The organism is Pseudomonas gingeri, from assembly GCF_013386115.1.
GTDB classification, from domain to species: Bacteria; Pseudomonadota; Gammaproteobacteria; order Pseudomonadales; family Pseudomonadaceae; genus Aquipseudomonas; species Aquipseudomonas gingeri.
On the sequence record NZ_JACAOR010000010.1, the window covers coordinates 431,048 to 456,666 of the forward strand.

Below are 25,619 nucleotides of genomic sequence, written 5' to 3' on the forward strand. Positions count from 1 at the left end.
ATCAAAATGCTACCGAGCATCCTAGGGCCAACACCCACCCCGGAGAACCGATGCCGCCTTCAGAGCCTTTGAAGTCCGGCTAACAAGGCGCGCCGGACGTCGCGATGGATGACGGCGAGGCCCGTTGCAGGCCTCCCGTCTGTTCGGGAGCGGCTAGGCCCTAGAAGTTGCTCATGACCTGCACACCCAGTACCACCGAGTCGTCGACCTGATAAGCCCCCCCGGGATTGGCCAGGTACTGGATGTTCGGGCGCACGGTCAACCAGGGTGCCACCTTGATCCCGTAATGCAGTTCGGCGACGTATTCGGCGGTACGTTCAGGCTGATAGCGCGGGTCGTTGTAGTCGACCAGCCCCCGTACCTGGTTCTGCAGTTCGATGCGCTTGGCAAACGCCGGGTTGACATGGAGCGCCCCCACCGCGAAGCCCAGGTCATCCTCGGGACGCGAGGCGAACACCCCGGTGTAGATCGCCCCCAGTTCCACCTGGTAGTCCATCATCGAGGTGGCCTTGTCGTTGGCCGAGTAATGGGCGAAAAGGCTCAGACCGCGCCGTGGATCACCGGCGTCCGCGGTGATTTTCTGCCGGGCGTAGGCATACCAGCCCTGCTTGTTGTTGCGCTCTGCCAGGGGCAGGCCCGTCAGGGGTTGCGGCGCGCCATTGGCATCATCCAGGGCATCCGTGGTTTTTGCGGTGTTGTAATAGGCACCGAGTTTGTACATGCCCGGATAGCCGCTACCGAACAGTGGGTTCCAACCCAGTTCGCTCAGGTACGTCGTGCCGGTACGCCCGCTGGTATTGAGTTTGAAACCGTTGTTCGGCTCCAGCTCCGTGGGATTGAACTCGAACGCACCGACCTGCCAGTACGTATCCTTGTTGAAGTTGTACTTGACCCGTGCCGCCCACTGGCTGACGGGGGCGCTATACCACACCTTCGAACCATGTCCGCCCAAGGCACCGCAGAAGGCCCAGTTCTGGAACTCGCAACCGATGGTGTCGAAATCGTCACCCACCGGGATCCGGCCAAACTTGATATCCAGTGCCTTGTCGAAAAACATCTGGCGATACCACATCTTGGTCAGGCGCCAGGTCTGGCCGGCGCCATAGATTTCCTGGGTAGAGGACGAGATGTAGCCCGCTCGCGGGTCCACCAGCCGGTCGTTGGTGATGTCCCGGCCACTGCGCTCGGTTATCGTCAACTGAAAATCGGCATCCTGGATACCGAGAATCTTCTGCAGGTCGAAATGTGAACTCAGGGCGAACTGATCGGCATACCGCGCCGTACGATCATGGTCATAGCCGCCTTTGATATTGGTCGCCACTTCCGGAATATAACTGAGACCGAAGTCGTAACCCTTTTCCTGCAACTCCCGGCGCAAGCCGCCCCAATCGCCCAGCATCCAGGGAGAGGCCGTGTCAAAGGCCTGCGCCGATAATGCCGACTCGCTCAACATCACGGTCCCGGCCAGCAGAAAAGCGCTTGAGCGCGATGAAACCTTCATATTTGCCACCTTTTATTATTGGATTTATCAGACAAAAAGAATCCGCAGCTTCGAAGTACGAAACTGTTTTTTTAAAACGTTTATCGGGTTTGGGTTAACGCGTTGGATGAACTTTCATGACGGCCCCTGCTTGCACGTCGTGTTGCGCCGTCGGGCGACGCAACACGGGTGCGGCCGTGCTACAGGCATCGCCCTCCATCGACAATGATGTTCTGCCCGGTCATGAAACCGGGCGCTTCACTCGCCACCCAGACCACCGTTTCGGCGATCTCCTCGGGCTGCCCCAAGCGGTGTAGCGGGATGTTCGGCAAGTAGCGCTCCATGGCCGCGTCCCAGGCTTCATCCGGTTGCAGGAATTTCCTGAACATGGGGGTTTCCAGCGAGCCGGGAGCCACCGAGTTGACCAGGATGCCGGCGTCCGCCAGCTCCAGCGCCAGGGTCTGGGTCAGGGAGATCGCCGCGGCCTTGGCCGCGCAATAGGCACTCATTCCGGGCCGGGCGCGGCTGCCTGCCACCGAGGTGACATTGACGATGCGCCCGCTACCCTGCTCGCGCATAAGCGGTACCACCGCCTGGGCAAGGTGGACGATCCCCATGAGATTGACGTCCAGCACCTGGCTCCAGAGTTGCGCCGAAACCGCCTCGAAAGGCAGATTGGCCTGGGGCATGCCGGCGTTGTTGACCAGTACATCCACCCGTCCCCAACGCGCGCGTACCTGGTCGATGGCCGCGCGCACCTGCCCCGCGTCACAGATATCCACCCGTGCCGCCAATACGCTCAGGCCGCTCGGATCCAGGACCGTGGCCTGGGTCAAGGCCGCATCGCCATCGATATCCAGCAACACCACCCGGAAGCCCTTGCGATGCAACAACCCGGCGGTCTTGAGGCCTACGCCACTGCCGGCGCCGGTGACGACGGCGACTTTTTCAACTGACATGATGTTCTCCCTGTTGGCCGGCCCGCTTGTCCGGTCGGCCTGATCGACAAGATTCAGCGTGCAGCGCCGCGAACCGGTGGGTGTTGCAGGATGACCTTCTTGCGCAGGTACGCTTCCAGGCCCTCGATGCCCGACTCGAAACCATGCCCGGAGGCCTTGATTCCGCCGAACGGGGTTTCAGTGCGCGAAAGCACCGTGGTATTGACGCCGACCATCCCGGCTTCCAGGGCATCGCTGACGTAGGTGGCATGATCCAGGGACTCGGTAAAGACAAAGGAGCCCAGGCCATAGGCAGTGTCATTGGCACGCACCAGCACTTCATCGCGATCACTGAACGTGGTGATGGGCATGATCGGGCCGAACGCCTCTTCCACCAGCACCCGGGCCGCATCCGGGACATTGGCCAGCACGCTCGGCGCGAAGAAGTAGCCGTCGCGTTCCAGGCGCTTGCCGCCGGCCAGCAGGTCGGCCCCGCGCTCCCGTGCGTCATCGATCAGTTGCTGCATCACCGCCAGCCGCCGGGCATTGGCCAGCGGCCCCATCTGCGTGCCGGCCTCGACACCGGGGCCGACCCGCAGGTCCCGGGCGAACGCCTGAACCGTGGCGGCAAAACGTTCGGCGATGCGCTCATGCACATAGAAACGGCTTGGCACATTGCAGACCTGTCCGGCATTGCGGAACTTGGCCGTGGCGCATAACGTGGCGACCGCCTCGACATCGACATCGTCGAACACGATCACCGGCGCGTTGCCGCCCAGCTCCATAGTGGTCACCAGATCGTTGTCCACCGCCAGATGCCCGAGCACCCGGCCGACCGGCAACGACCCCGTCAGGGACACCTTGCGGATCACTTTGCTGCTCAACAGTCGCGTGGAAATTTCCGCGGGGATACCCAGCAGCAGGTTCGCCACCCCCGCCGGCAACCCGGCCTGCTCCAGGCACTGGAAAATGATCACGGCCGTCGCCGCGGTTTCCTCGGAGGCCTTGATGATGACCGTGCAGCCGGCGGCCAACGCGCCACCCAGCTTGCGGGCCACGGTGGTCGCGGGAAAATTCCACGGGGTAAACGCCGCCACCGCGCCGATCGCCTCGTTGACCACCAGCAGGCGACTGTTGGCCGCGCCGGGAATCACCCGACCGTAGGCGCGGCGGCCTTCCTCGGCATACCAGTCGAGCACGTCGGCGCTGACCTGGATCTCCATCCGTGCTTCAGCCAGCGGCTTGCCCTGCTCCAGGCTGAGGATCGTCGCCGCTTCTTCAGTGCGTTGGCGCAGCAGTCCGGCGGAGGTGCGCAGGATCTGGTAGCGCGCTTCGGCCGTCTTGCCGCGCCATCCGGGCAATGCCTCGTCCGCGGCGGCCAGGGCCGCGTCGATGTCGCCAAGCGAGGCGTGGCGGTAACGGCCCAGCACCTGTTCGGTGGCCGGGTCGAGCACCTGCTCGACGGTCTGCGCGCCGCCTTCGACCCAGCGTCCGGCAATGAATTGATAAATCTGCGGGTAACTCGCAATGCTCATGAGGGACTCCAGTGCGTTAAACGGTCGGCATCGGGCGATTGGCGGTTTCGGATACCGTCAAGGCCACCAACAGGGAAAGAAAGGCCATGGCCATCAGGATCCAGGCCGGGGCATGGGGCACGCCGGTTACCGAGATCAGCCAGGTGGCCAGGTAGGGGGCGCTGCCGCCGGCGAGAATCGCCGAGAAGTTGTAGCCCAGGCTGAAGCCGCTGGAGCGCACCCGGGCCGGGAACATCTCGCAATAGGCGGCCAGGATCACCCCCAGGTAAGCGGCTTCGATCTGACCGAGCACGATCTGCGAAAAGAACGCTGCGCCCACCGAACTCTGCATGAACAGGAACAACGGCCAGGCCAGCAGCAGGTTGGCGACGCACACGCCAATCAGGATCGGGCGCCGACCGATGCGGTCGGTGATCTTGCCCCAGACCGGAATGGCCACCGCCGCCAGCAGCAGTGTCAACGTCGTCGACCAGGCCGCCAGCCCCGGACGCATGATGCCCTGGCGCTCGAAGTAGGTGGCCATGTAGGTGAACACCAGGTAGTAGGAGGCGAAGGACACCAGCGTCAGACCGAACACGGTGAACACCGCCCGAGGGTGGGAGACCAGCGCCGACAATGCCGGGATCTTCGCGACCGCGCCCTGCTCCTCCACGGACTCGAACTGTTTGGACTCCTCCATCCTGCTGCGCACGATCAGCGCGGCGATCCCCAGAGGCAGGGAGATCAGGAACGGAATCCGCCACCCCCAGGACAGGATCTGCTCGTCACTGAGGCCCATGTGCATCAGGCCCACGCAGAGCGAACCCAGCATGGTACCGACCAGCGTGCCGACCTGGGTGGTGCTGGTGAGAAAGCCCCGCCGCCCATCCGGAGCCACTTCGGCCACGTAGGAGCCGGCACTGCCCAGTTCGCCGCCGGCCGACAGCCCCTGCACACAACGCAGAACGAACAGCAGCACTGGCGCGGCAATCCCGATACTGGCATAGACCGGCAACAACCCGATCAGCGTACTGGCGAACGCCATGCCGACCACTGCTACCGTCAGGGCCGGGCGGCGGCCATAACGGTCGCTGAGGTGTCCGATCAGAATCCCACCCAGGGGCCTGGCGACAAACGCCGCGCCAAACACGCCCAGGGTGTAGAGCAGCGCCGCGGTGGGATTCTGGGCAGGGAAGAAAACCGCTGCCAGGGTGGTCGCCAGGAAGGCATAGACGCTGAAATCGAAGTACTCGACCACCGTCCCGAATGCACCGGCCAATACCACCCGGCGAATGGACTGGCGAGTGGCGTCGCGCGCCGTTGCTGGTGAGGCTGGCGTGGAAGCCCCCGCCATCACCCCATTATTGACTGTGTTCATAAGAAAGCTCTCGTGTTGTTGTTTTTATTGAATTTCGCGGTCTCAGACCACTTCGAACAAACCGGCTGCGCCCATCCCTCCGCCGATGCACATCGTCACCACCACCCAACGCGCGCGCCGTCGTCGTCCTTCGATCAGCACGTGGCCGGCCAGGCGCGATCCCGACATGCCGTAGGGGTGACCGAGGGCGACCGCGCCGCCATTGACGTTCAGGCGCTCGTCGTCGATCCCCAGCCGCTCCTGGCAATACAGCGCCTGCACGGCAAAGGCTTCGTTGAGTTCCCAGAGATCGATATCGTCGACACGCAGGCCGTGCCGGGCCAACAGGCGCGGCACCGCCAGGACCGGGCCGATGCCCATTTCATCCGGCTCGCAACCGGCTACGGCAAAGCCGCGGAAATAGCCCAACGGCTGCAGGTTGGCGCGTTCGGCCCGACGGGCATCCATCAGTACGCAGGCCGACGCACCATCGGACAACTGGCTGGAGTTGCCGGCAGTGACGCAGCCGCCCTCGATCACCGGCTTGAGACCAGCCAGCGCCTCGACGGTGGTCCCGGGGCGGATACCCTCGTCCTCGCTCAGGCGACAGGCTTCGCCACGTACCTGGCCGGTCTCCTTGTCGCGCACCTGACGCCACACCTCCATCGGCGCGATTTCCGTGGCGAACCGGCCTTCGAGTCGGGCCCGCTCGCTGCGCTGCTGGCTGCGCGCGGCAAAGACATCCTGGCGCTCCCGGGAAATGCCGTAGCGCCCGGCGACCACCTCGGCGGTCTCGATCATGTTCAGGTAGATCGAGGGACGCCGGGCCAGCAGCCAGGGATCCTGCGCCATGAAATGGTTCATGTGTTCGTTCTGCACGCAGGAAATGCTGTCCAGGCCACCGGCGATCACCGTTTGCGCGTCACCGCAGGCAATCATCTGCGCCCCCATGGCGATGCTCTGCAACCCGGAGGAGCACAAGCGATTGATCGTCACACCGGGCACCGACACGGGCAACCCGGCACGCAAGGCCACCTGCCGGGCGATATTCTCGCCGGCGGTGCCTTCGGGGCGACCGCAGCCCATCAGCACATCGTCGATCTCGCCGGCCTGCAGACCGGAGCGTGCCAGCGCATGCTCCACTGCGTGCCCGCCCAGCGTTGCCGCGTAGGTGGCGTTCAAGGCGCCCCGATAGGCCTTGCCAATGGGGGTGCGAGCGGTGGAAAGCACCACGACCTCGTTCATGGACGTCCCTCCCCCTCATGGCTCGACAGCCTGCCGCCATGCGCCATCACATCGCACAGCAGCCGCGGCGGCGCCCAGAACCGCGCATCACTTTCGCCCGCGCGGAGGGTCAGGCGCTCGATCAGCGCCGCCAGTCCGGCCCGGTCGGCCTGGAACAACGGCCCGCCCTGCGCACGGGGGAAGCCGTAGCCATTGAGAAACACCGCGTCGATATCCGAGCCTCGCTGGGCAACCCCCTCTTCGAGCAGGCGGATACCCTCGACACTCAGCGCATCCAGGCAGCGACTGACGATCTCCTCGTCGCTGAACGTGCGGGCCACCACGCCCCGCTCACGCCGATAGTCCTCGATCAATGTCTGTATCAGCGGGTCCTCCACGGCTTGCCGGCTGCCTTGCGGATAGGCGTAGATGCCGGTGCCACCCTTCAGGCCGAGGCGCCCCAGTTCACTGACGCGGTCGAGCCAACCGGACCAGCGCTGATCCGGATAATCGCGGTATTGCCGCTGACGAATGTCGTAGCCGACATCCAGACCCGCCAGGTCGGCGACCCGCAGCGGCCCCATGGCGAATCCCCAGTCCTGCAGCGCGCGGTCCACTTGCATCGGCGAGGCTCCCTCTTCCACCAGTAGCGAGGCCTGGCGCAAATACTGGTGCCACATGCGATTGCCGATAAAGCCGTCAGCACTGCGCGCCACGACCCCGATCTTGCCGAGGGTCCTGGCCAGGTCCAGCGCCGTGACCAGCACCTCATCGCGGGTCGCGCGACCGCGCACGATTTCCAGCAGGCGCATCACCGGGGCCGGACTGAAGAAATGCAGGCCCAGCACTTGCCCGGGACGGCTGGTGAACCCGGCGATACGGTCGATATCCAGGGTCGAGGTATTGCTCGCCAGCAAGGCCTGCGGCTTCATGACCCGATCCAGGGTGGCGAATACCGTCCGCTTGACGGCCAGGTCCTCGAACACTGCCTCGATCACCAGATCGGCATCGGCGATGGCCTCGAAGCTGTCATGTGGTGCGATCCGTCGGATCAACTGCTGCGCGGCGTCGACACTCAGGCGCCCCTTGTCCACTTGCGCCTTGTAGTTCTGCCGGATCCCGGCAAGCCCACGGGTCAGCGAGTCCGGATTGACATCGAGCAGGCCGACGCTGAATCCGGCATTGGCAAAGCACATGGCGATCCCGCTCCCCATGGTACCGGCGCCGACCACGGCGATCTTGTGCAGGGCCAGCGGGCGGGTTCCGGCGGCCAGCCCGGAGAGTGTGCCGGCGCGACGCTCGGCGAAAAAAGCATGGCGCAGGGCCGCCGACTCGGCACTGCTTTCCAGGGCGGCGAACGTTGTGCGTTCCAGCTCCATCGCAGCCTCGAACGGCTGCCGCACGGACGCCTCGACGCATTGCCGCAAGGCCTGCGCGGCATGGCTGGCGACGCGTCCGGGGAGTGCCGGCAACGCCTGTTCGACAACCTCCCGTTGGCAACTGCGACGCACACCCTGGCCGCCGTCGAGCAAGGCAACAAACCAGCGCAGTGCCCGCGCGGCGAACTCACCGTCGAGCACCTCATCCACCAGCCCGAGCTGCGCCGCTCGTTCGGCGTCGATCGGCTGGCCGCCGAGCATCATCTCGTAGGCCGGCTGCAGGCCGATCAGCCGGGGCAGGCGCTGGGTACCACCAGCCCCGGGAATCAGCCCCAGGTGAATTTCCGGCAGCCCCAGGCGCGAGCGACGGCTGGCGACGCGCCAGTGACACCCCAGGGCCAACTCCAGGCCGCCGCCCAATGCATGCCCGTCGATGGCGGCCAGGATCGGCAGGCGAGCGTTCTCGATCTGTCCGATCAGGGCCCCCAGGGACGGGTCGGCGTGACTGGCGGGCGAGCCGAATTCGGCGATGTCCGCTCCCGCCGAAAAAGCCCGCCCTCCCGCGCCCATCAGGATGATGCCGCGTACGGCCGGGTCGGCCAGGCAACGCTCCAGGCGCTCGGCCAGGGAACGACGCAAGGCGTGGCTCAAGGCGTTCACCGGAGGATTGTCCAGTGTCAGCAACGCAATCCCTGCGTGTACTTCATAAAGTGTGGTCATGGCAGGCAAGTCCCGAAAGAGTGAAGCGGCAAGGTCAGCCGATACGGCGAACAATCGCCTCGACCCGTTCGCGGTGGTCGTCGGTGGCATGGGCCAGCGCCTGGAACGCTGCCGACATTTCCAGAATGGTTTCCAGCCGCGCGTGGGCCGACTCGCGCATCAGCCGCTTGGCCATGCGCAACGCGTGACCGGGATTGACGGCGATGCGCGCAGCCAACGCCCAGGCTTCATCCAGCAGCGTCTCGTGCCCGACCACCCGGGAGACCAGGCCGAAGCCCAGGGCCGTGGGGGCATCGATCGTGTCGCCGGTGAAGGTCATTTCCGCGGCCCGGGCGACGCCGATCACCCTCTGCAGCAACCAGGCCCCGCCGTCACCGGGAATGATCCCGACCTTGACGAAACTCTCGGCGAAGGTCGCCTTTTCACTGGCGATACGCAGGTCGCACATGCACGCCAGGTCCAGTCCGGCGCCAATGGCCGGACCGTTGATCGCGGCAATGACCGGCACCTCCAGGCGATGCAGGGCCATGGTCACCCGATGGATGCCTTCCTGGTAGCGGTAGCGCTCTTCAATGGGCTCGGCGCTGCGGTCGAGGGCACGCCGGTGCATCAGTTTCACATCGCCGCCGGCGCAGAACGCCTTGCCGGCACCGGTCAGTATCGCGACACGAATTCCCCGATCCCTCTGGATCCGCGCGCAGGCCTGCTCGATGGCGTCGAACTCCCTGGCGGTGCTCAGGGCATTGCGGGTATCCGGTGAGTTCAGGGTCAGCAGGACAATGCCGTCGCGCTCGACGGCAGTGACAAAGGGAACGTCAGTCATGGGTGTCTCCAGAAAACCGGGGCAAGCGTTTCTCGCGAAATGCCTGCAATCCTTCTTGATGATCGGCACTGCGCCGTGCCACGTCGAGATCCTGCTGGCTGCTGCGGACCGACTCGAGCAATGTCTGTTCATGGGCGGCCCAGGCCTGGCGCTTGATCACCGCCAGGGAACGTGGCGAGCAACGCTCCACCAGTGCCTGCAGATAGTCTTCGACATGGGCGTTGAAACCCTCGCCATCGACCACGTGATTGACCAACCCCATCTGCTGGGCTTCGGCTGCCTCGACCAGGCGACCGGACAACAACAGATCGTTGCTCGCCCCCGGCCCGACCAGACGGGGCAACCACCAGGCAATGCCGTACTCGGCGACCAGGCCGACCCGGCTGTAGGTAAAGCCCAATCGCGCGCCCGCCGAGGCGATGCGGATGTCGCAGAACGCCGCCAGGACCAGCCCGACGCCCACGGCCGCGCCGTTGATCGCCGCGATGATCGGCTTGCGGGCCTGGATCAGGTAGCCGAAGCGAAAGGCCTCCAGGCTATGCGGCTGCGGGGTGTAAGGCAGTGCCGTCGACAGCCCCGGCGCCACGCTCAGGTCAGCTCCGGAACAGAAGCCTTCGCCCATGCCGCTGATGCAGATCACGCGACACTCCGGATCGTGCTCGGCACGGCTCACGCAGGCACGCAGTTCGGCGTCCATGTCCGCGCTCAGCGCATTGCGCCGGGCCGGACGGTTGAGAGTGATCCAGGCCACGTGGCGGTCCAGCAGATACAGGACCGCGGGGCTGCTGTCCGGGGCAAATGCGGCGTCATTGGCCATGGCGCTTCCTCTCGGCTAGGAGCACGCCACGATCGAGCATCTGATCGATCTGCGTATCCGAATAGGCTGCCTCGCCGAGAATCTCCCGGGCATGCTGGTTGTATTGCGGCGGCGCGCTATGCACCTGGCCCGGAGTGCGAGACAGCTTGATCGGAATACCGGTGCTCTGGTACTCACCCAACTGCACCACCATCTGACGATGCAGGGTGTGAGGATGGGTCAGGGCCTGATCCACCGATTGCACGGCGCCAGCGCCCACACCCACGGCCATCAGCTTCTGGCAGATGTCCACGCCTTCGAAATTCGCCAGCTGCGCCTCCATGGCATCGGTCAGCACCCGACGGTTGACGATGCGCCTGGCATTGCTGGAGAACCGCTCGTCCTCGGCCAGTTCCGGCAGTTCCAGCACCGCGCACATGCGCTTGAACTGGTTGTCGTTACCCACCGTGATCAGCACCGGCTGGGTCTTGGTGTTGAACAGGCTGTAGGGGGAAATGCTCGGATGCTCGTTACCGGTGAGCCCAGGCACCTTGCCGGACATGAACCAGTTGGGAGCGTGGGGATGCAGCAGGCTGATGGCCGTGTCATAGAGTGTCAGGTCGACATGCTGGCCACGTCCGGAGCGATCACGCTCGTACAGCGCCAGCAGGATGCCGATGACCGCGTTGCTGGCGGTGGACATGTCGATCACGGGGATGCCCAGGCGCAGCGGACCGCTCTGCGGCGTGCCGTTGGTCGATACCAGTCCCGACCATGCCTGCGCCATCAGGTCATACCCCGGCTGGCCGCCGAACGGTCCGTCCTTGCCGAAACCGGTGACGCTGGCGTGAATCAGTCGCTCGAAGCGCCGGGACAGCACGTCATGGCCAATGCCCCACTTCTCCAGCGTCCCGGGCTTGAAGTTCTCGATCAGGATATCCGCGCCTTCCAGCAGGCGCATCAGCACCTCGCGCCCCTCTTCCAGGGACAGGTCCAGGGCCAGGGTGCGCTTGTTGCGATTGACGTTTAGGAAGTAGGCCGAGGCATCGCCCCGGAAGGGAGGCCCCCACTCACGGGTCTCGTCACCCTGCGGCGGTTCGACCTTGATCACATCGGCGCCATGGTCAGCGAGAATCTGCGCCGCCAGCGGTCCTCCCAGCACCCTGGACAAATCGATCACACGTACGCCCTTGAGCGCACCGGAGGTCGACACTGACGGTCGGGATGAGGTGCCCATAAAACGATCTCCATAACGGTTTCTTGTTTTCACCGCGCCACAAGGGCCGCGGGTCATGTCAACCGATTATGTGCAAGCACTCGCCGGGCAGCGACGGCCCAATCCCACACAGTGGAATTGGCCGGATCCAGCCGCGGCGAAACGTCAGCGTCACGCCCCGTCACCCTGGGGCGCCAACCCTCTACGACAGGTCCTCCAGCGAGCGCACCTGCGCCAGTTGCTCACGGATTTTTTGCAACAGGCCTTCAAGCAACGGGGTCAGTTCACTTTCGATTTGCCCGGCGGTGAAGTCCTGGCTAGCGAAGCTGATGTTGAAGACATAGGGGGGTTGGTCCTCAAGATCCAGGGGCAAGGCGATGGAGGTGATGCCGGCCTGCCATGATGCCTGGCAGACACCCCGGTTGTGCACGGCCTTGCGCGCGTTGGCTATCGCGGCACGCACCTGCTTCCAGTTCTTCGGATGCCGGGGCTTGAGTCGATCCAGGAGCGCTTCCAGCGCCGGCCCGGACAATGTCGACAGATAGGCCTGCCCCAACGACGTGATTTCGATGGGCACCCGCGAGCCGCTGGTGACGTGGCGGAACAAGCCGCTGCGGTTCTTGCGCACGGACTCCAGATAGACCATATCCGTCTGGTCAGCGACGGCCAGGCCGACATTGATCTTGTGGCCCTCGGCAATCTCGCGCATCAGCGGCTGCGCCAGCTTGAGGATCTCCGATTCCAGGCGCAGGGCATGGGCCAGGCTCAACAACGGCGGACCGAGGCGATAGGTGCCACGCTGCAGTTCGTATTGCAGGAAGCCGTTTTCCACCAGCGTCTGGGTCAGGCGACTGATGGTCGAGCGCGGCAGGCCGGTCAACTCAACCAGTTCGGCATTGCCCAGCGCCGCCACGCCGGGCCGGAAGGCCCGCAGGATCAGCAGCGCGCGTTCGACCGAGCGGTTGGAGGGCGAACTGCGCGACTCGGTGGGTTTTCTCGGCATCGGGAGACTCCTGGGTAGAAATAATGGCAAACACACAACGGTTACAGATAGCAGACGCAACGCGCCCCAACCAATCCCACTCAGTGGAATTGCCGGCTACTGCCTACGGTAACCGACGTCGATAATCGCCGGACAGCCCTGGCTACCGCCTGTCTTCGCGGCCGGGCATTCCCCACGACATGCGAGAACCTGCCCATGTTCAACAGTTTCAGTTTCCAGACCGTCAAGTCCCTGCTGGTCGAAGCCGGCGCGGCCCAGCGCCTCGGCGAAATCGCCCGCCAGCACGCCATGCACTCGGTGCTGCTGGTGTCCGACGCCGGGGTCAAGCGCCTGGGCCTGCTGGACGCCGCACTGGCCAGCCTGCAGGCCAGTGATATCGCCGTGACCCTGTTCACCGAAGTCACGGCCGACCCGACGGCGGCCATGGTCGAAGCCGCCGCCGCGGCAGCACGAGCAGCAGGTGCCGATGGCGTGATCGGCATCGGCGGCGGCAGCCCCATGGACGTCGCCAAGCTCGCCGCCCTGCTGGCCCGGGACGGGCAGCCACTGGACACCCTCTATGGCGTCGGCCTGGCAAGCGGCCAGCGCCTGCCCTTGATCCTGATTCCGACCACCGCCGGCACCGGTTCCGAAGTCACTCCCGTGGCCATCGTCACCACCGCCAGCGGTGAAAAGAAAGGCGTGGTGTCGCCCCTGCTGCTGCCGGACTGCGCCCTGCTCGACGCCCTGCTGACCCTGGGCCTGCCCCAGCCGGTCACGGCGGCGACCGGGATTGACGCGATGGTCCACGCCATCGAGGCCTATACCAGCCGACGGCTGAAGAACCCGATTTCCGATTGCCTGGCCCTGGATGCCCTGCGGCTCCTGAGCGCCAACATTGTCCGGGCCTGCGAACAGGGACAGGATGTTGCCGCTCGCGAAGCCATGCTGCTGGGCGCCTGCCTGGCCGGCATGGCGTTCGCCAATGCCCCGGTAGCAGCCGTCCATGCCCTCGCCTATCCCGTCGGGGCGTTGTTCCATGTACCCCATGGCCTGTCGAATTCCCTGCTGCTGCCCGGCGTGATGGCCTTCAACCTGACCGAAGCCCGGCCGCTGTATGCGCAACTGGCCAGGGCGGTGGTACCGGACGCCCATGGCGACATTGACGAACTGGCCGATGCCTTGCTGCGGACCATGACCCGCCTGCCCTTGCAACTGGGCCTGCCAACCCGTCTGGCCGATGTGGGCATTGGGGCCGACGACCTGCCGAAACTGGCCGGGGACGCCATGAAACAGACCCGCCTGCTGGTCAACAACCCGCGCGAGATGACCTACGACGCGGCCCTGGCGATCTACCAGGAGGCCCTGTGACCCAGCGGCAGGCAGCGCAACCCCGTGACCGGTTTCCCGTGCTGCGCACGATGCCGACACGTTGGGCGGACAACGACAGCTACGGGCATATCAACAACGTGGTGTATTACGCCTGTTTCGATACCGTAGTGAACACCTGGCTGATGGAGCATGGCGCATTGCAGCCCCTGCAAGCCGGCGCTGCTACCATTGGCCTGGTGGTGGAAAGCCAGTGCCGCTACTTCGCCTCGGCACGGTTTCCCCAGGTGCTGGAGATCGGCTTGCGGGTCGGCCATGTCGGCACCAGCAGCGTGCGCTACGAGCTGGCGGTCTTTCGCGACGACCATGACGTTGCCGTGGCGCAAGGGCATTTCGTGCATGTGTATGTGGACAGCACGACCCGCCGGCCGGTGAAGGCATTGCCAGCGACACTGCGGGCGGCACTGACGATGCTCGAATCGACACCAACGGTGGCCTTGCTGGCCGACCGTTGCCTCGAGCCACTCAGCCCCCCGCCTCCAGCGCCAGCTGCGCACTGATGGTGTCAATCAGGGCACGGACGCGGCGCGGCAGGACACGCACCGGTGGATAGACAATCTGCAGCGCCGTCTGGCCGGGCGAATAGCCCGGGAGCACTTCCACCAGCCGTCCGGCAGCGATGTCGGCCTGGACGTCCCAGACCGATTTGTTGCAGATGCCGTGACCGTCCAGGCACCACTGCCTGACCAGGCCACCGTTATTGGCCACCCGCCTCCCCTTCACCGCCACGCGATAACTTTCGTCGCCCACCCGGAAGGTCCAGATCCGATCGATATTGCCGCCAAAGCGCATGACGAGGCAGTCATGCCGCACCAGATCGTCCGGATGTTGCGGCGTGCCATTGAGTTCAAGATAACGGGGCGCCGCGCAGACCACGCGACGGTTCTCGCCGATCGGCTTGGAGCGTAACGTGCTGTCGGCCAGGGTGCCGTAACGAACGGCGAAATCGATCCCCTGGCCGACCAGGTCGACAAAACCATCGGTGAGGTTGAGGTCGATCGTCACGGACGGATGTTCGGCCAGGAAACGGTCGAGGATCGGCACGATCTGCGCCTGCCCCAGATCGACCGGGGCCGTGAGGCGAATCAACCCGGAAATTTTCTGTGCCCCCAGGCGGATGCTGCTTTCCAGTTCCTCGGCCTCGGCCAGCAGGCGTCGGGCGCCATCGGCCAGCAAACGGCCCTCGTCGGTCAGGCTGATGGAGCGGGTCGTGCGGGTGAGCAGGCTCGCGCCGTAATAGCTTTCCAGTACCGCCAGCCGTTCGGACACCGAGGCAGGCGACAACCCCAGCTCCCGCCCCGCGGCAGACAGGCCGCCCTTCTCGACGATCATCAGGAACAGCGCCAGGTTATCCAGGGTCATTCTTCGGAAACTCCGAAATATAATTTCGAATCCTAAGCAATTATCAACCGGGTCCGCAATGTCTATCTTCGCCACATCAACCGGCGGGACTACGCCGACAACCCACTGATTTGTGCGCAGGAAGACCCCTTCATGTCACTGACCTCGAGAATGCCGATCCAGATCTGGATCCTGACCCTTTCCGCCTTTGCCATCGGCACCGCCGAATTCCTCATCGCCGGCATCCTGCCCCAGGTCGCCGACAGCCTGAAGATCAGCACCGGGCAAGCGGGCAACCTGATCACCGCCTATGCCCTGGCCATCGTGATCGGCGGTCCCCTGCTGACGTTGTGGCTGGCGCGCTTCGAAAAACGCAACGTGCTGATCGTGCTCCTGAGCCTGTTTGTCGCCGGCAACCTGATTGCAGCCTTCAGCACCGACTACACCATGCTCCTGGTCAGCCGGGTGGTGGCCGGCCTTACCCAGGGCCCGTTCTACGGTATCGGGGCGGTCGTGGCGACGCGCATGGTCGCCGATAACATGGCCGGGCGCGCGGTGGGCCAGATGTTTGGTGGCCTGACACTGGCCAACGTCCTGGGCGTGCCGGCCGGCGCCTGGATCGGCAATGCCTTCGACTGGCACACCGCCTTTCTCGTCGTGGCGGTCATGGGTGTCGTCGCCATGCTGATGATTGCCGTCACCATTGCCCGCAGCCCGGAAAACAAACCGGCCTCGATGCTGACCCAGCTCTCGGTGTTCCGTGATCGCAATCTTCTGGCCAGCCTGACCTTCACCGTGCTCGGCTGGGTCGGTTTCATGACGCTGTACGGCTACATCGCGCCGGTGGCCGAGCAGATCGCCGGCTTCGACCGCAGTGCGATCACCTGGGTCCTGGTCGTGGTGGGCGCCGGCCTGGTGGTCGGCAACAGCATCGGTGGCCGGACCGCGGATGCCAACCTGCGCCGCTCGCTGAGCCTCTGGCCACTGGCGATGATCGCCGCGCTGATCCTGGTGGGTTTCCTCGCCCACTACAAATGGCTGTTCCTGGTCGCGGCGTTCATCTACGGCGTGACCACCTTCGCCAACCTGCCGCCCATGCAGATGCGGGTCATGAAATACGGCTCGAAAGCGCCCGAACTGGCGGCCACCGCGAATATCTCGGCCTTCAACATCGCCAACGCCCTGGGCGGCTTCATCGGCGGCGCGGTGATCGACAGCCACCTCGGTGCCGCCGCGATCCCATTTGCCGCGGCCATCATCCCGGTGCTGGGCCTGCTCTTCATCTGGTCGCAAGAAGCGCGGTTGGCGGCGCAACCGAAGGCCGCCGCACCTTGTGTATCGCTCGGAAACTGATCCCTTATCCCACCTGACCCTGGAGACGAAAATGTCGACGACATCAAAGCTGTTCAGCCCTACCCGATTCGGCCGTCACGAAGTAACCCATCGCATCGTCATGGCACCGATGACCCGCGCACGCAGCACCCAGCCCGGCGATATCCCCAACGCCCTCAATGCCCGCTACTACGCCCAACGCGCCTCGGCCGCGCTGATCGTCAGCGAAGCCACGCAGATCACCCCGCAGGGCAAGGGCTATTCGTTCACGCCGGGAATCTACAGCACGGAGCAGATCGCCGGCTGGAAGCTGGTGACCAAGGCCGTGCACGACGCCCATGGGCGGATCTTCCTGCAGCTCTGGCACGTCGGCCGGATGTCCCACCCGGACTTCCATAACGGCGAGTTGCCAGTCGCGCCCTCCGCAGTGCCGTTCGACGGCTCGATCTGGAAGGTCGACCCGGCCACCGGTATCGGCGCCATGGTGCCGAGCCCGACACCCCGGGCGCTGGCCCATGACGAGATCAAGGCCATCGTCAACGACTTCCGCCAGGCCGCGCGCAATGCCATCGACGCCGGCTTCGATGGCGTGGAAGTGCACGGTGCCAACGGCTATCTGATCGACCAGTTCCTGCGCACCACCTCCAATGTGCGCACCGACGAATACGGCGGCTCCCGGGAAAACCGCCTGCGCTTCCTCAAGGAAGTGATCGATGCGATCGCCGACGAGGTCGGTGCCGAGCGTACCGCGATCCGCCTGGCCCCGTTCCTGACCGCACGCGGCATGGACTGCCCGGATATCCTGCCGACCATCCTCGAGGCCACCGAGTACCTCCAGGCCAGGAACATCGCCTACCTGCACCTGGTGGAAGCGGACTGGGACGACGCCCCGCAATTCACCGAACAGTTCCGCCAGGATATCCGCCGGCATTTCCACAATACGATCATCGTTGCCGGCAAGTACGACAAGACCCGCGCCGAGTGGGTGCTCGCCAAGGGTTATGCCGACCTGGTTGCCTTCGGTCGCCCCTTCGTCGCCAACCCCGACCTGCCGCACCGCCTCGCCGAAGACCTGCCGCTGGCGGACTTCGATGGCGGCTCGCTGTTCGGCGGCACCGAGCGTGGCTACACCGATTACCCGGCCTGGAGCGCCGCGCCGCAGGCGGTATCGCCGGCCTGACCCGGGGCATCCGCCCTTTCCCTGAGTGATCCGGGGCATTCACCTGTGCGGACTCTCCCCAGCCGTAACGGTGAATGCCCCCCGTCCCCGCCCGTTTCCCGCCCTCCTGCTTTCTGCCCTTCTTTCCTGCTGCCCCGCCCGCGACCTGATCGCCTTGACCCGCCTTGGCAGTTTTTCGCAAAAATAACTTAAATCTCACAATGTGAAATATTTGATAAATCCCTATTTACAGAATTTTTGATTGGGAATAGATTGACTCCATGGCCCACCTGCCGAAAAAACGGGCCGCAAAAAACAACAAGAAGAGTCCATGCCATGCCAACCGTGCCTGAAACAGCAAACGTCCTGAGCGACGTGATCGATCAACGCCCCATGGGCCGCCTGCAACTGGAGTTGATCGGTCTGTGCGTGATCCTGGCCGCCATCGACGGTTTCGATACCCAGGTCATGGGCTTTCTCGTCGGACCGATGGCCGAATCCCTCGGTTTGCCGGCGGCCAGTTTCGGCCCGGTGTTCGCCAGCACCCTGCTCGGCCTGATGATCGGCGCCTTGAGCCTGGCGCCCCTGGCCGATCGCATCGGACGCAAGAAAGTCCTGCTGGGTTGCGTCGCCACCTTCAGCGTGTTTTCACTCCTGACCGCCCTGACCCAGAGTTACGAACAACTGTTGCTGGTGCGTTTTCTGACCGGCCTCGGCCTGGGCGGCGCCATCCCCAACCTGATTGCCCTGGTCTGCGAATACACCCCCCGGCGCCATGCCCGCAGCGCGGTCACGCTGGTGTTCTGCGGCATGCCGCTGGGCGCCATGGCGGCTGGCCTGATTGCCGAACACGTGCTGCCGGCCCTGGGTTGGCGCGCGGTGTTTATTTGCGGGGCGCTGCTGCCGCTGGTCTTCGCCGACCTGTTGTGGCGCAGCCTGCCGGAGTCGGTGGAATTCCTCTCGCGCACGGCGGCCAACCGCGAACAGGTGGCAAGGATCGTGTCACGGCTGGTGCCGGGCCTGGAAACGCTGCCGGACACGCTGTTCGACCGCCCTCGGACCAAGGCCCCGCGCATTTCCCCACGCCGGCTGTTCGAAGACGGCATGTGGCGCCGGACATTGCTGCTGTGGCTGCCCTATGCGATGAACCTGCTGATCCTCTACTCGATCATGAGCTGGGTGCCCACCGTGTTGAGCAGCGCCCGGCTGCCCGCCCACACCGGTATCCAGGCGATCGTGCTGTTCAGCCTCGGAGGCGTGCTCGGCTCGCTGGCACAGGGCCGCCTGATGGATGCGCTGGGCGCCCATCGGGTGCTGATCGCCGAGTTCCTGGTCTATCAGGTGCTGGTCCTGCTGCTGGTGATGCTGCCGCTCCAGGCGGCGAGTTTCCTCACCCTCCTGCTGCTGATGGGCGTGCTGATCCAGGGTGCGCAGGCCGGGCTCAACGCCCTGGCCGCCGAACTCTATCCCCAGGAAATCCGCTCCACCGGTATCGGCTGGGCGCTGGGCATCGGCCGCATCGGCTCGATCCTCGGCCCCTTGCTCGGCGGCCTGATGGTCGGCCTCGGCTGGCACGTCCAGCAAGTCTTCATGGCGGCGCTGATTCCCAGCCTGATCGCCCTGTGCGCGCTGCTGGCGATTCACCTCGGCCAGCGCCGCGCCAACGCTTCCCACCCTACCCCGACTTATTGATCCTTCCAGGAGACCCACCATGAAAATTGCCAGCTTCCTCAACCAGGGTATCCCCAGCTACGGCCTTGTCGACGGCGACCAGGTAGTGGACCTGCAATCGTTGAAGGCCGAACTGGGCTATGACCTGAAGGCCGCGATCACCCACGGCCTGCTCGCCGGCCTGACGCCGGAGCGCATCGCCGCGCTGCCGCGGCTGGCCCTGGCCGAAGTCACCTTCATGCCGGTGATCCCCAACCCCGGCAAGGTACTGTGCATCGGCATCAACTACGCCACCCATGTGCGCGAAACCGGCCGGGAAATGCCGACCTACCCGATGATCTTCACCCGCTTCGCCGACAGTCAGACCGCCCACCTGCAAGCCATCCTGCGCCCGCGGATCTCGCACAAGCTGGACTTCGAAGGTGAACTGGCGATCGTCATCGGCAAGAAGGCGCGCCATGTAAAGGCCGAAAACGCCCTCGATCATGTGGCCGGCTACGCCTGCTACAACGACGGCAGCGTACGCGACTGGCAGAAGCACACGATCCAGTTCGTGCCCGGCAAGAATTTCCCGCAGACCGGTGGTTTCGGCCCCTGGCTGGTGACCGCCGATGAAGTCGGCGATCCGCAGGACCTGGAGCTGACCACCCGGCTCAACGGCCAGGTCATGCAGCACACCTCCACCAGCGACATGATTTTCGACGTGCGCAAACTCATCGAGTACTGCAGCACTTTCACCGAACTGGCCCCCGGCGATGTCATCGTCAGCGGCACCACCGGCGGCGTCGGCGCCTTCCGCGAACCACCGGTGTGGATGAAACCGGGCGATGTGGTCGAAGTGGAGATTTCCGGCCTGGGCATCCTGCGCAACACCATCGCGGACGAGATCTGAATCATGACCGACACCCACAACCCCGCTGTTTCCCCCGCGTCGACCGAGTCGGTGGAAAGCACCGCCGAGGCCAAGGGCTCCAGCCTGGAGCGCATGCTCAAGGTGCTGGACCTGTTCACCGAGCATCAGCCGGTATGGACCGTCGACGACCTGGGCACTGCCATGGGCTTCACCCGTTCGACGATCTACCGCTACGTGCGGGAGCTGGCCGAAGTGGACCTGCTGTTCCAGGTCGAGGCCGGCCGGTATGCACTGGGCGCCCGGATCATCACCTGGGACCGGCAACTGCGGGTCAGCGATCCACTGGTGCGCGCCGCCAATCAGCTGGAAAGCCAATTCCCCCAGTGGAGCCCGTCACAGGTCTGGCTGACCTGCCGGCTGTTCAAGGACCAGGTGGTCTGCGTGCACCAGAGCGGCAGCATTGCCAGCGAGGTCAGCTATACCCGCGGCACGCCACGCCCACTGTTCCTCGGCGCCACGTCCAAGGCCATTCTCGCCAACCTGGGCTCGCGCCAGCACAACCGCCTGTACCTGGAAAAACACGAGGAGGTCCGGCTCAGCCACCTGGGGCAGAACTGGGAAGAGTTTCGCCGCTCGATGCAGCGCCTGCGCAAGAAAGGCTACGTCGTCTCGCGGGCCGAAGTCGACAGCGGCATCTGCGGCATCGCGGCACCGATCTTCGACAGCGACGGCAAGGCCATCGGCAGCATCAGTTGCGTGCGTCCGGACAGTGAATGCGACGCCGCGCGCGATGACGAGTACGGGCAGCAGATCGTGCAACTGGCCCAGCAGCTTTCGCAGCTCATGCAGGCCTTTTCCGGGCGTCCCCGGCCGTTGGACTAAACAGCATCGGTATCGACCATGACCACTTCCAATATCATCAACACCGGCGTGCTGATCAGCGGCGCCGGTCCCACCGGCCTGACGCTGGCCAACTACCTGGGCCAGGCCGGCGTGGAGACGTTTATCGTCGATCGCAAGCAGAGCACGGTCGGCGAACCACGGGCGGTCTCGATCGACGATGAATCGCTGCGCACCATGCAGGCCGTGGGCATGGACCAGGCCGTGCTCAAGGACGTGGTGCCCGGCTATGGCGTGCACTACTACACCCGTCCAGGCGGCCGCTGCTTCGGCAAGGTCGAACCGACCTCGACCTTGTATGGTTTTCCCAAGCGCAATGCGTTCCGCCAGCCGCTGTTCGAGGCGACCCTGCATGAAGGGATGCAACGCTTCGACAACCTGCGGGTCGGTTTCGCCCATGAACTGCTGCATGTCGAACAGGACGCCACGGGAGTGACCGCCAGCGTGCGCAACGCCGACGGCGACATCCATATCGTCAGGGCCCGCTACCTGGTGGCCTGTGACGGCGGCCGCAGTCCGGTGCGCAAGCAACTGGGCATCAACCTGGTGGGTTCGAGCTTCCAGTCGCGCTGGCTGGTGGTGGACACCGACCAGGATGACGATCCGTTCTGGCAATGCCGGATGTACTGCGACGCCCGCCGCCCGACGGTGGACGTGCCCGGCCCCCACCGCACCCGACGCTACGAGTTCATGCTCAAGGCCGATGAAAGCGACGAAGAGATGCTCGACGAAGCGCGAATCAAGGAACTGGTCAAACCCTTCCGGGGTGACAAGCCGATCTCCATCGTGCGCAAGACCGTGTACACCTTCCACGCCCGGGTCGCCGAACGCTGGCGCGAAGGCCGCATCTTCCTCGCCGGCGACGCCGCGCACCTGACCCCGCCCTATGCCGGGCAAGGCATGAACAGCGGTGTGCGCGACGCCCACAACCTCGGCTGGAAGCTGGCCGGCGTATTCAAGGGCCAGCTCAGCAGCACCGCGCTGGACAGTTACGAAACCGAGCGCCGCGATCACGCCTGGGCCCTGATCAAGCTGGCCCTGGGCCTGGGCGTGGTCATGGCGCCGTCCACGGTCTGGCGGGCCAACCTGATCAGTGGTGCGTTCCGTGTCATCGGTCTGCTGCCACCACTGCGCGACTACTTCCTGCAGATGCGTTTCAAGCCCAAGCCGCGCTTCACCCAAGGCCTGGTGATCGGCAACGGCCGTTGCGGGCAGTTGAGCTGCGGACAGATGTTCCCGCAACCCCGGGTCGAGGATGCCGCAGGCAACAGCGTACTGCTGGACAAAGTCCTCGGCACCGGTTTCGCCCTGCTGCAATACGCCAGTTCCGTCGACAGCCGTCTGGACGCGTTGCGGCACCCGCTGTGGGAGCGCCTGGAAGCCCGGCGAATCCTGGTCCTGCCCAAGGGCGGCAAGCCCGATCCGGCACACACCGGTCCGGTATGGATCGACAGCGACGGTGCCCTGCAGGCGCTGCTCGACGAGCCTTCGGGCCAGCTCCTGCTGTTGCGGCCCGACCGGTATGTCGCGGCGATTTTCCCGCTCGCCGAAGAACAGGACATCGCCGAGGGTTTCGCCGCCCTGCTGGGCGTCCAGCAGACCCCGGCCAGTGCCCTGGTCGATGCGCTGCCTCTCGACGAATCATTACTGCGAAATTCACGCTAAGGAGACCGTCATGCATAACTTGCAGACCCAAACCCCTGCGCACCTGCTGTACCTGCACCTCTCCAGCAAGGAGCCGCAGCGCCAGGTGGACTTCTACCAGCGCATGCTTGACCTGCAGGGCTATCGGCAGGCCGATGGCACCTGGGTACTGACCGGGCCACAGCGCGCCGTGCTGATCAGCCCGGCCGACAGCAACGGTTTTCTCGCCGCAGCCTATGGCGTGGCCGACCAGGCCAGCCTCGACCGACTGCGGGTGAACCTGCAGGCCCGCGACTGCCAGACCGAGGACGCCTGCTCGCCCTTGCTGGAAGACAACGCCTTCAGCATTCGCGACCCCCAGGGCCGGCAACTGCTGTTCGGCGTCGGCCGCGGGATTCCCGATGCCATCCACCCCGGCATGCCGGGTCGCCTGCAGCATGTGGTGTTCCAGACCACCGAACTGGAAGCGGTGCTGGACTTCTACATCAACAAGGTCGGCTTCACCGTGTCCGACGATGTGGTCGACGAGGCCAACGGCGCGCTGATGACCCGCTTCATGCGCTCGGACAACGAGCACCATTCGCTGGCGTTCTTCCGCGGTTCCAGGAACGAACTGGATCACCACTGCTACGAAACCAACGAGTGGAACGACATTCGCGACTGGGGCGATCGCTTCGCCGCCGAACGCATCACGATCTTCTTCGGCCCCGGCCGCCACGGCCCCGGCAACAACCTGTTCTTCATGGTGGTGGATGCCGACCGCAACCGCCTGGAGTTTTCCTCGGAGCTGGAGATCACCGGGCCGGAACGCCAGGCCGGGGTCTGGCCGCACTGCGAATACTCGCTCAACTCCTGGGGCAAGGCCTGGATCAGGAGCTGAAGCGCAACACCCTCGATCAACACTACAAAAACAATAGACAGGTGACCTATGAGCGCTTCATTCACTCAGCAACTGCAAGGTGGCTGGACCCGTTTCATGCATGGCGAATTCGAGTGCACGGTGATTACCGACGGCCCCTTGCACATGGGTGCGCCGCATCCGACTTTCATCGGGGCTGATCCGAAGGAAATCGATCAGTTGCTGGAAGACAACTTCCTGCCCAAGGACCGGATGTCGCTGAACCAGAACATCCTGATCGTCAACACTGGCAGCCAACTGGTGCTGTTCGACACCGGTTCGGGGGTCAACGCCGAGTTCGGCATCAAGACTTTCGGCGCCCAGACCGGCCAGGCCCTGAAAAACCTGCGCGCGGCCGGGATCGACCCGGCGGACATCGACATCGTCGCCCTCACCCACGCCCACCCCGACCACTGCTGGGGCCTGGTCGACGATGACGGTCAACTGCTCTACCCGAATGCACGGATCGCCATCGACCCCAGGGAGCTGGACTACTGGACCGACCTGAGCATTCTCTCCACGCCCAAGGGCGAAGCGATGAACCCGCACATGCGCGATCACTTCCTCGGCGCGCACAAGAACCTCACGCCGTACGTGGAGCGCGAACGCATCATCCTGATCGGTGACGGTTTCGAGCTGCTCCCCGGCATCACCGCCGTCAGCACCCCCGGCCACAGCCCGGGCCATACCCTCTACAAAATCGAGAGCCAGGAGCAGACCCTGGTGCTGTGGGGCGACCTGTGCCACCACCAGGTGCTGCTGTTGCAGCGGCCGCAATGGGGGTTCCTGTTCGACTACGACAACGCGGCCGCCGCCCACACCCGCATGCGCGTCCTCGAGGAAGTCGCACGCGCGCGCCACGCCGTCCTGTCCTATCACTTCCCGTTCCCCGGCCACGGTCACCTGGTCGCCCGCGATGGCGGCTACCACTGGCTGCCGATCGAATTGCAACTGTACTGAGTCAAGGAGTTCCCATGTCCCTGCCAACCGCTTCGACGGCCCGCTGCCACTGCGGCCTGATCGATGTTCATGCCCATTGCCTGTCGCCCACCTACAAGGCGGCGCTGACCGGGGCCGGCCTGCTGACCCTGGACGGTGGTTATCCGGTGCCGGAGTGGTCGCCGCAAAAAGCGCTCGCGGTGATGGACGCCGGCAACATCGACACGATGATCCTGTCGGTGTCGTCGCCCAGCGTCGGTTTTCTCAAGGAAAAGCACGAACGCGTGGCCCTGGCCCGCGCGATCAACGAAGAGACCGCGGCGGTGATCCAGCAACATCCCGGCCGGTTCGGCGGTTTCGCCACCCTGCCGCTGCCCCACGTCGCGCAATCCCTGGAAGAAATCGCCTACGCCTTCGACGAGCTGAAATTCGACGGCGTGGTGATCGAAACCAATGCCGACGGCAAGTACCTGGGCAGCGATGACCTGGCGCCGATCTTCGATGAGCTCAACCGCCGCCAGGCCACGGTATTCCTGCACCCGACCTCGCCGCAATGCTTCGACGCGGTCGGCCTGGGTCGCCCGGCGCCGCTGTTCGAATTCCCGGTGGACACCGCGCGCACGGTGATCGACCTGGTGTTTTCCAACACCTTCAAGCGCTGCCCGGAACTGAACCTGATCCTGCCTCACGCCGGGGGTGTGCTGCCGTCGATTGCCCGGCGTATCGCGCTGTTGTCCGGCATGCCGGCGATGAAACCGGCACCCAAGCCGGGGACCGAGGTGATCGCCGAACTGCAACGGCTGTACTACGACGTGGCGATGTCCGCCAACCAGCCGACCTTCGACGGCCTGCGCACCCTGGCACCGCTGTCGCAGATCCTGTTCGGCACGGACTTTCCGTTCCAGCCGGCCGCCAACGTCGAGGCCAACGTCAACCACTTCCGCGCCCTCGAAGGCTTGAGTGCCAGCGAACACGAAGCCATTGCCCGGGGCAACGCGCTGCGCCTGTTCCCGCGCCTGCAACGCCGCTGAGAACGCCAACGGGCGCCTGGCGCCCGCCACCCT

At 64.9% G+C, this 25,619-nt stretch carries 22 protein-coding genes; 11 read left to right on the forward strand and 11 right to left on the reverse strand.

All coding sequences use genetic code 11. The annotated features are described in order from the left end of the window. Positions 1–160: 160 nt before the first annotated feature. The 10 genes from HX881_RS20895 to HX881_RS20940 form a co-directional block, all read right to left on the reverse strand. The gene (locus HX881_RS20895; protein ID WP_177086365.1) at positions 161–1,501 is read right to left on the reverse strand and encodes a carbohydrate porin; all 1,341 of its coding nucleotides are present in this window, start codon (positions 1,499–1,501) and stop codon (positions 161–163) included. Positions 1,502–1,680: 179 nt separating this feature from the next. Further along, entirely contained in the window at positions 1,681–2,439 is a 759-nt protein-coding gene (locus HX881_RS20900) for an SDR family NAD(P)-dependent oxidoreductase (protein WP_177086367.1), read from the reverse strand. A gap of 53 nt (positions 2,440–2,492) precedes the next feature. Further along, positions 2,493–3,953 (reverse strand): NAD-dependent succinate-semialdehyde dehydrogenase, encoded by a 1,461-nt coding sequence (locus HX881_RS20905; protein ID WP_177086369.1) that lies wholly within the window; start codon positions 3,951–3,953, stop codon positions 2,493–2,495. 16 nt (positions 3,954–3,969) lie between these two features. Further along, positions 3,970–5,310 (reverse strand): MFS transporter, encoded by a 1,341-nt coding sequence (locus HX881_RS20910; protein ID WP_052328599.1) that lies wholly within the window; start codon positions 5,308–5,310, stop codon positions 3,970–3,972. A gap of 42 nt (positions 5,311–5,352) precedes the next feature. Beyond that, positions 5,353–6,534, reverse strand: a complete 1,182-nt coding sequence (locus tag HX881_RS20915) for an acetyl-CoA C-acyltransferase (RefSeq protein ID WP_177086371.1) — start codon at positions 6,532–6,534, stop codon at positions 5,353–5,355. After that, complete coding sequence (locus HX881_RS20920) at positions 6,531–8,612, reverse strand: 3-hydroxyacyl-CoA dehydrogenase NAD-binding domain-containing protein (protein ID WP_177086372.1); 2,082 nt, start codon at positions 8,610–8,612, stop codon at positions 6,531–6,533. The genes HX881_RS20915 and HX881_RS20920 overlap by 4 nt, the downstream gene beginning before the upstream one ends. Positions 8,613–8,646: 34 nt before the next feature. Continuing rightward, the gene (locus tag HX881_RS20925; protein ID WP_177086374.1) at positions 8,647–9,435 is read right to left on the reverse strand and encodes a crotonase/enoyl-CoA hydratase family protein; all 789 of its coding nucleotides are present in this window, start codon (positions 9,433–9,435) and stop codon (positions 8,647–8,649) included. After that, complete coding sequence (locus tag HX881_RS20930; protein ID WP_177086376.1) at positions 9,428–10,252, reverse strand: enoyl-CoA hydratase-related protein; 825 nt, start codon at positions 10,250–10,252, stop codon at positions 9,428–9,430. Before HX881_RS20930 ends, HX881_RS20925 begins: the two co-directional genes overlap by 8 nt. Then, positions 10,242–11,468 (reverse strand): CaiB/BaiF CoA transferase family protein, encoded by a 1,227-nt coding sequence (locus HX881_RS20935; RefSeq protein WP_042936689.1) that lies wholly within the window; start codon positions 11,466–11,468, stop codon positions 10,242–10,244. Before HX881_RS20935 ends, HX881_RS20930 begins: the two co-directional genes overlap by 11 nt. A gap of 181 nt (positions 11,469–11,649) precedes the next feature. Then, a complete protein-coding gene (locus tag HX881_RS20940; RefSeq protein ID WP_017128822.1) occupies positions 11,650–12,450 on the reverse strand; it encodes an IclR family transcriptional regulator in 801 nt (266 codons plus the stop codon). Between the two features lie 195 nt (positions 12,451–12,645). On the opposite strand from HX881_RS20940, the gene HX881_RS20945 reads away from it, so the two are divergent. Together HX881_RS20945 and HX881_RS20950 are read left to right on the forward strand one after the other, a co-directional pair. Further along, positions 12,646–13,800, forward strand: a complete 1,155-nt coding sequence (locus HX881_RS20945) for an iron-containing alcohol dehydrogenase (RefSeq protein ID WP_177086378.1) — start codon at positions 12,646–12,648, stop codon at positions 13,798–13,800. After that, a complete protein-coding gene (locus HX881_RS20950) occupies positions 13,797–14,318 on the forward strand; it encodes an acyl-CoA thioesterase (protein ID WP_425503524.1) in 522 nt (173 codons plus the stop codon). The genes HX881_RS20945 and HX881_RS20950 overlap by 4 nt, the downstream gene beginning before the upstream one ends. Here the strand turns inward: HX881_RS20950 and HX881_RS20955 are convergent. Further along, on the reverse strand, positions 14,284–15,180 hold the full coding sequence (locus tag HX881_RS20955; protein WP_177086380.1) for a LysR family transcriptional regulator: 897 nt from the start codon (positions 15,178–15,180) through the stop codon (positions 14,284–14,286). The two genes, HX881_RS20950 and HX881_RS20955, sit on opposite strands and share 35 nt — an antisense overlap. A gap of 132 nt (positions 15,181–15,312) precedes the next feature. On the opposite strand from HX881_RS20955, the gene HX881_RS20960 reads away from it, so the two are divergent. From HX881_RS20960 to HX881_RS21000, 9 genes are all read left to right on the forward strand, one after another. Beyond that, complete coding sequence (locus tag HX881_RS20960) at positions 15,313–16,512, forward strand: MFS transporter (RefSeq protein WP_177086382.1); 1,200 nt, start codon at positions 15,313–15,315, stop codon at positions 16,510–16,512. 31 nt (positions 16,513–16,543) lie between these two features. Further along, on the forward strand, positions 16,544–17,671 hold the full coding sequence (locus HX881_RS20965) for an alkene reductase (RefSeq protein WP_177086383.1): 1,128 nt from the start codon (positions 16,544–16,546) through the stop codon (positions 17,669–17,671). 315 nt (positions 17,672–17,986) lie between these two features. Beyond that, positions 17,987–19,342, forward strand: coding sequence for an MFS transporter (locus HX881_RS20970; protein WP_177086384.1), 1,356 nt, complete (start codon positions 17,987–17,989; stop codon positions 19,340–19,342). A 19-nt stretch (positions 19,343–19,361) separates the two neighbouring features. Then, complete coding sequence (locus HX881_RS20975; protein ID WP_017128814.1) at positions 19,362–20,213, forward strand: fumarylacetoacetate hydrolase family protein; 852 nt, start codon at positions 19,362–19,364, stop codon at positions 20,211–20,213. Between the two features lie 3 nt (positions 20,214–20,216). Then, the gene (locus tag HX881_RS20980) at positions 20,217–21,056 is read left to right on the forward strand and encodes an IclR family transcriptional regulator (RefSeq protein ID WP_017128813.1); all 840 of its coding nucleotides are present in this window, start codon (positions 20,217–20,219) and stop codon (positions 21,054–21,056) included. An 18-nt stretch (positions 21,057–21,074) separates the two neighbouring features. Beyond that, positions 21,075–22,739, forward strand: coding sequence for a bifunctional 3-(3-hydroxy-phenyl)propionate/3-hydroxycinnamic acid hydroxylase (locus tag HX881_RS20985; protein WP_017128812.1), 1,665 nt, complete (start codon positions 21,075–21,077; stop codon positions 22,737–22,739). A gap of 10 nt (positions 22,740–22,749) precedes the next feature. Then, positions 22,750–23,598, forward strand: coding sequence for a VOC family protein (locus tag HX881_RS20990; RefSeq protein ID WP_177086385.1), 849 nt, complete (start codon positions 22,750–22,752; stop codon positions 23,596–23,598). A 48-nt stretch (positions 23,599–23,646) separates the two neighbouring features. Beyond that, the gene (locus tag HX881_RS20995; RefSeq protein WP_177086386.1) at positions 23,647–24,576 is read left to right on the forward strand and encodes an MBL fold metallo-hydrolase; all 930 of its coding nucleotides are present in this window, start codon (positions 23,647–23,649) and stop codon (positions 24,574–24,576) included. Positions 24,577–24,590: 14 nt separating this feature from the next. Then, entirely contained in the window at positions 24,591–25,586 is a 996-nt protein-coding gene (locus tag HX881_RS21000; RefSeq protein WP_017128808.1) for an amidohydrolase family protein, read from the forward strand. The last annotated feature ends 33 nt before the right edge of the window (positions 25,587–25,619 follow it).

Bases quoted from the DNA above. Each gene is read 5' to 3' on its own strand.
- HX881_RS20925 (WP_177086374.1), bottom strand. From the start codon at position 9,435: ATGACTGACGTTCCCTTTGTCACTGCCGTCGAGCGCGACGGCATTGTC.
- HX881_RS20975 (WP_017128814.1), top strand. From the start codon at position 19,362: ATGAAAATTGCCAGCTTCCTCAACCAGGGTATCCCCAGCTACGGCCTT.
- HX881_RS20955 (WP_177086380.1), bottom strand. From the start codon at position 15,180: ATGACCCTGGATAACCTGGCGCTGTTCCTGATGATCGTCGAGAAGGGC.
- HX881_RS20945 (WP_177086378.1), top strand. From the start codon at position 12,646: ATGTTCAACAGTTTCAGTTTCCAGACCGTCAAGTCCCTGCTGGTCGAA.
- HX881_RS20985 (WP_017128812.1), top strand. From the start codon at position 21,075: ATGACCACTTCCAATATCATCAACACCGGCGTGCTGATCAGCGGCGCC.
- HX881_RS20935 (WP_042936689.1), bottom strand. From the start codon at position 11,468: ATGGGCACCTCATCCCGACCGTCAGTGTCGACCTCCGGTGCGCTCAAG.
- HX881_RS20930 (WP_177086376.1), bottom strand. From the start codon at position 10,252: ATGGCCAATGACGCCGCATTTGCCCCGGACAGCAGCCCCGCGGTCCTG.
- HX881_RS20895 (WP_177086365.1), bottom strand. From the start codon at position 1,501: ATGAAGGTTTCATCGCGCTCAAGCGCTTTTCTGCTGGCCGGGACCGTG.
- HX881_RS20940 (WP_017128822.1), bottom strand. From the start codon at position 12,450: ATGCCGAGAAAACCCACCGAGTCGCGCAGTTCGCCCTCCAACCGCTCG.
- HX881_RS20900 (WP_177086367.1), bottom strand. From the start codon at position 2,439: ATGTCAGTTGAAAAAGTCGCCGTCGTCACCGGCGCCGGCAGTGGCGTA.
- HX881_RS20980 (WP_017128813.1), top strand. From the start codon at position 20,217: ATGACCGACACCCACAACCCCGCTGTTTCCCCCGCGTCGACCGAGTCG.
- HX881_RS20915 (WP_177086371.1), bottom strand. From the start codon at position 6,534: ATGAACGAGGTCGTGGTGCTTTCCACCGCTCGCACCCCCATTGGCAAG.
- HX881_RS20970 (WP_177086384.1), top strand. From the start codon at position 17,987: ATGCCAACCGTGCCTGAAACAGCAAACGTCCTGAGCGACGTGATCGAT.
- HX881_RS20910 (WP_052328599.1), bottom strand. From the start codon at position 5,310: ATGAACACAGTCAATAATGGGGTGATGGCGGGGGCTTCCACGCCAGCC.
- HX881_RS20905 (WP_177086369.1), bottom strand. From the start codon at position 3,953: ATGAGCATTGCGAGTTACCCGCAGATTTATCAATTCATTGCCGGACGC.
- HX881_RS20965 (WP_177086383.1), top strand. From the start codon at position 16,544: ATGTCGACGACATCAAAGCTGTTCAGCCCTACCCGATTCGGCCGTCAC.
- HX881_RS20960 (WP_177086382.1), top strand. From the start codon at position 15,313: ATGTCACTGACCTCGAGAATGCCGATCCAGATCTGGATCCTGACCCTT.
- HX881_RS20920 (WP_177086372.1), bottom strand. From the start codon at position 8,612: ATGACCACACTTTATGAAGTACACGCAGGGATTGCGTTGCTGACACTG.
- HX881_RS20990 (WP_177086385.1), top strand. From the start codon at position 22,750: ATGCATAACTTGCAGACCCAAACCCCTGCGCACCTGCTGTACCTGCAC.
- HX881_RS21000 (WP_017128808.1), top strand. From the start codon at position 24,591: ATGTCCCTGCCAACCGCTTCGACGGCCCGCTGCCACTGCGGCCTGATC.
- HX881_RS20995 (WP_177086386.1), top strand. From the start codon at position 23,647: ATGAGCGCTTCATTCACTCAGCAACTGCAAGGTGGCTGGACCCGTTTC.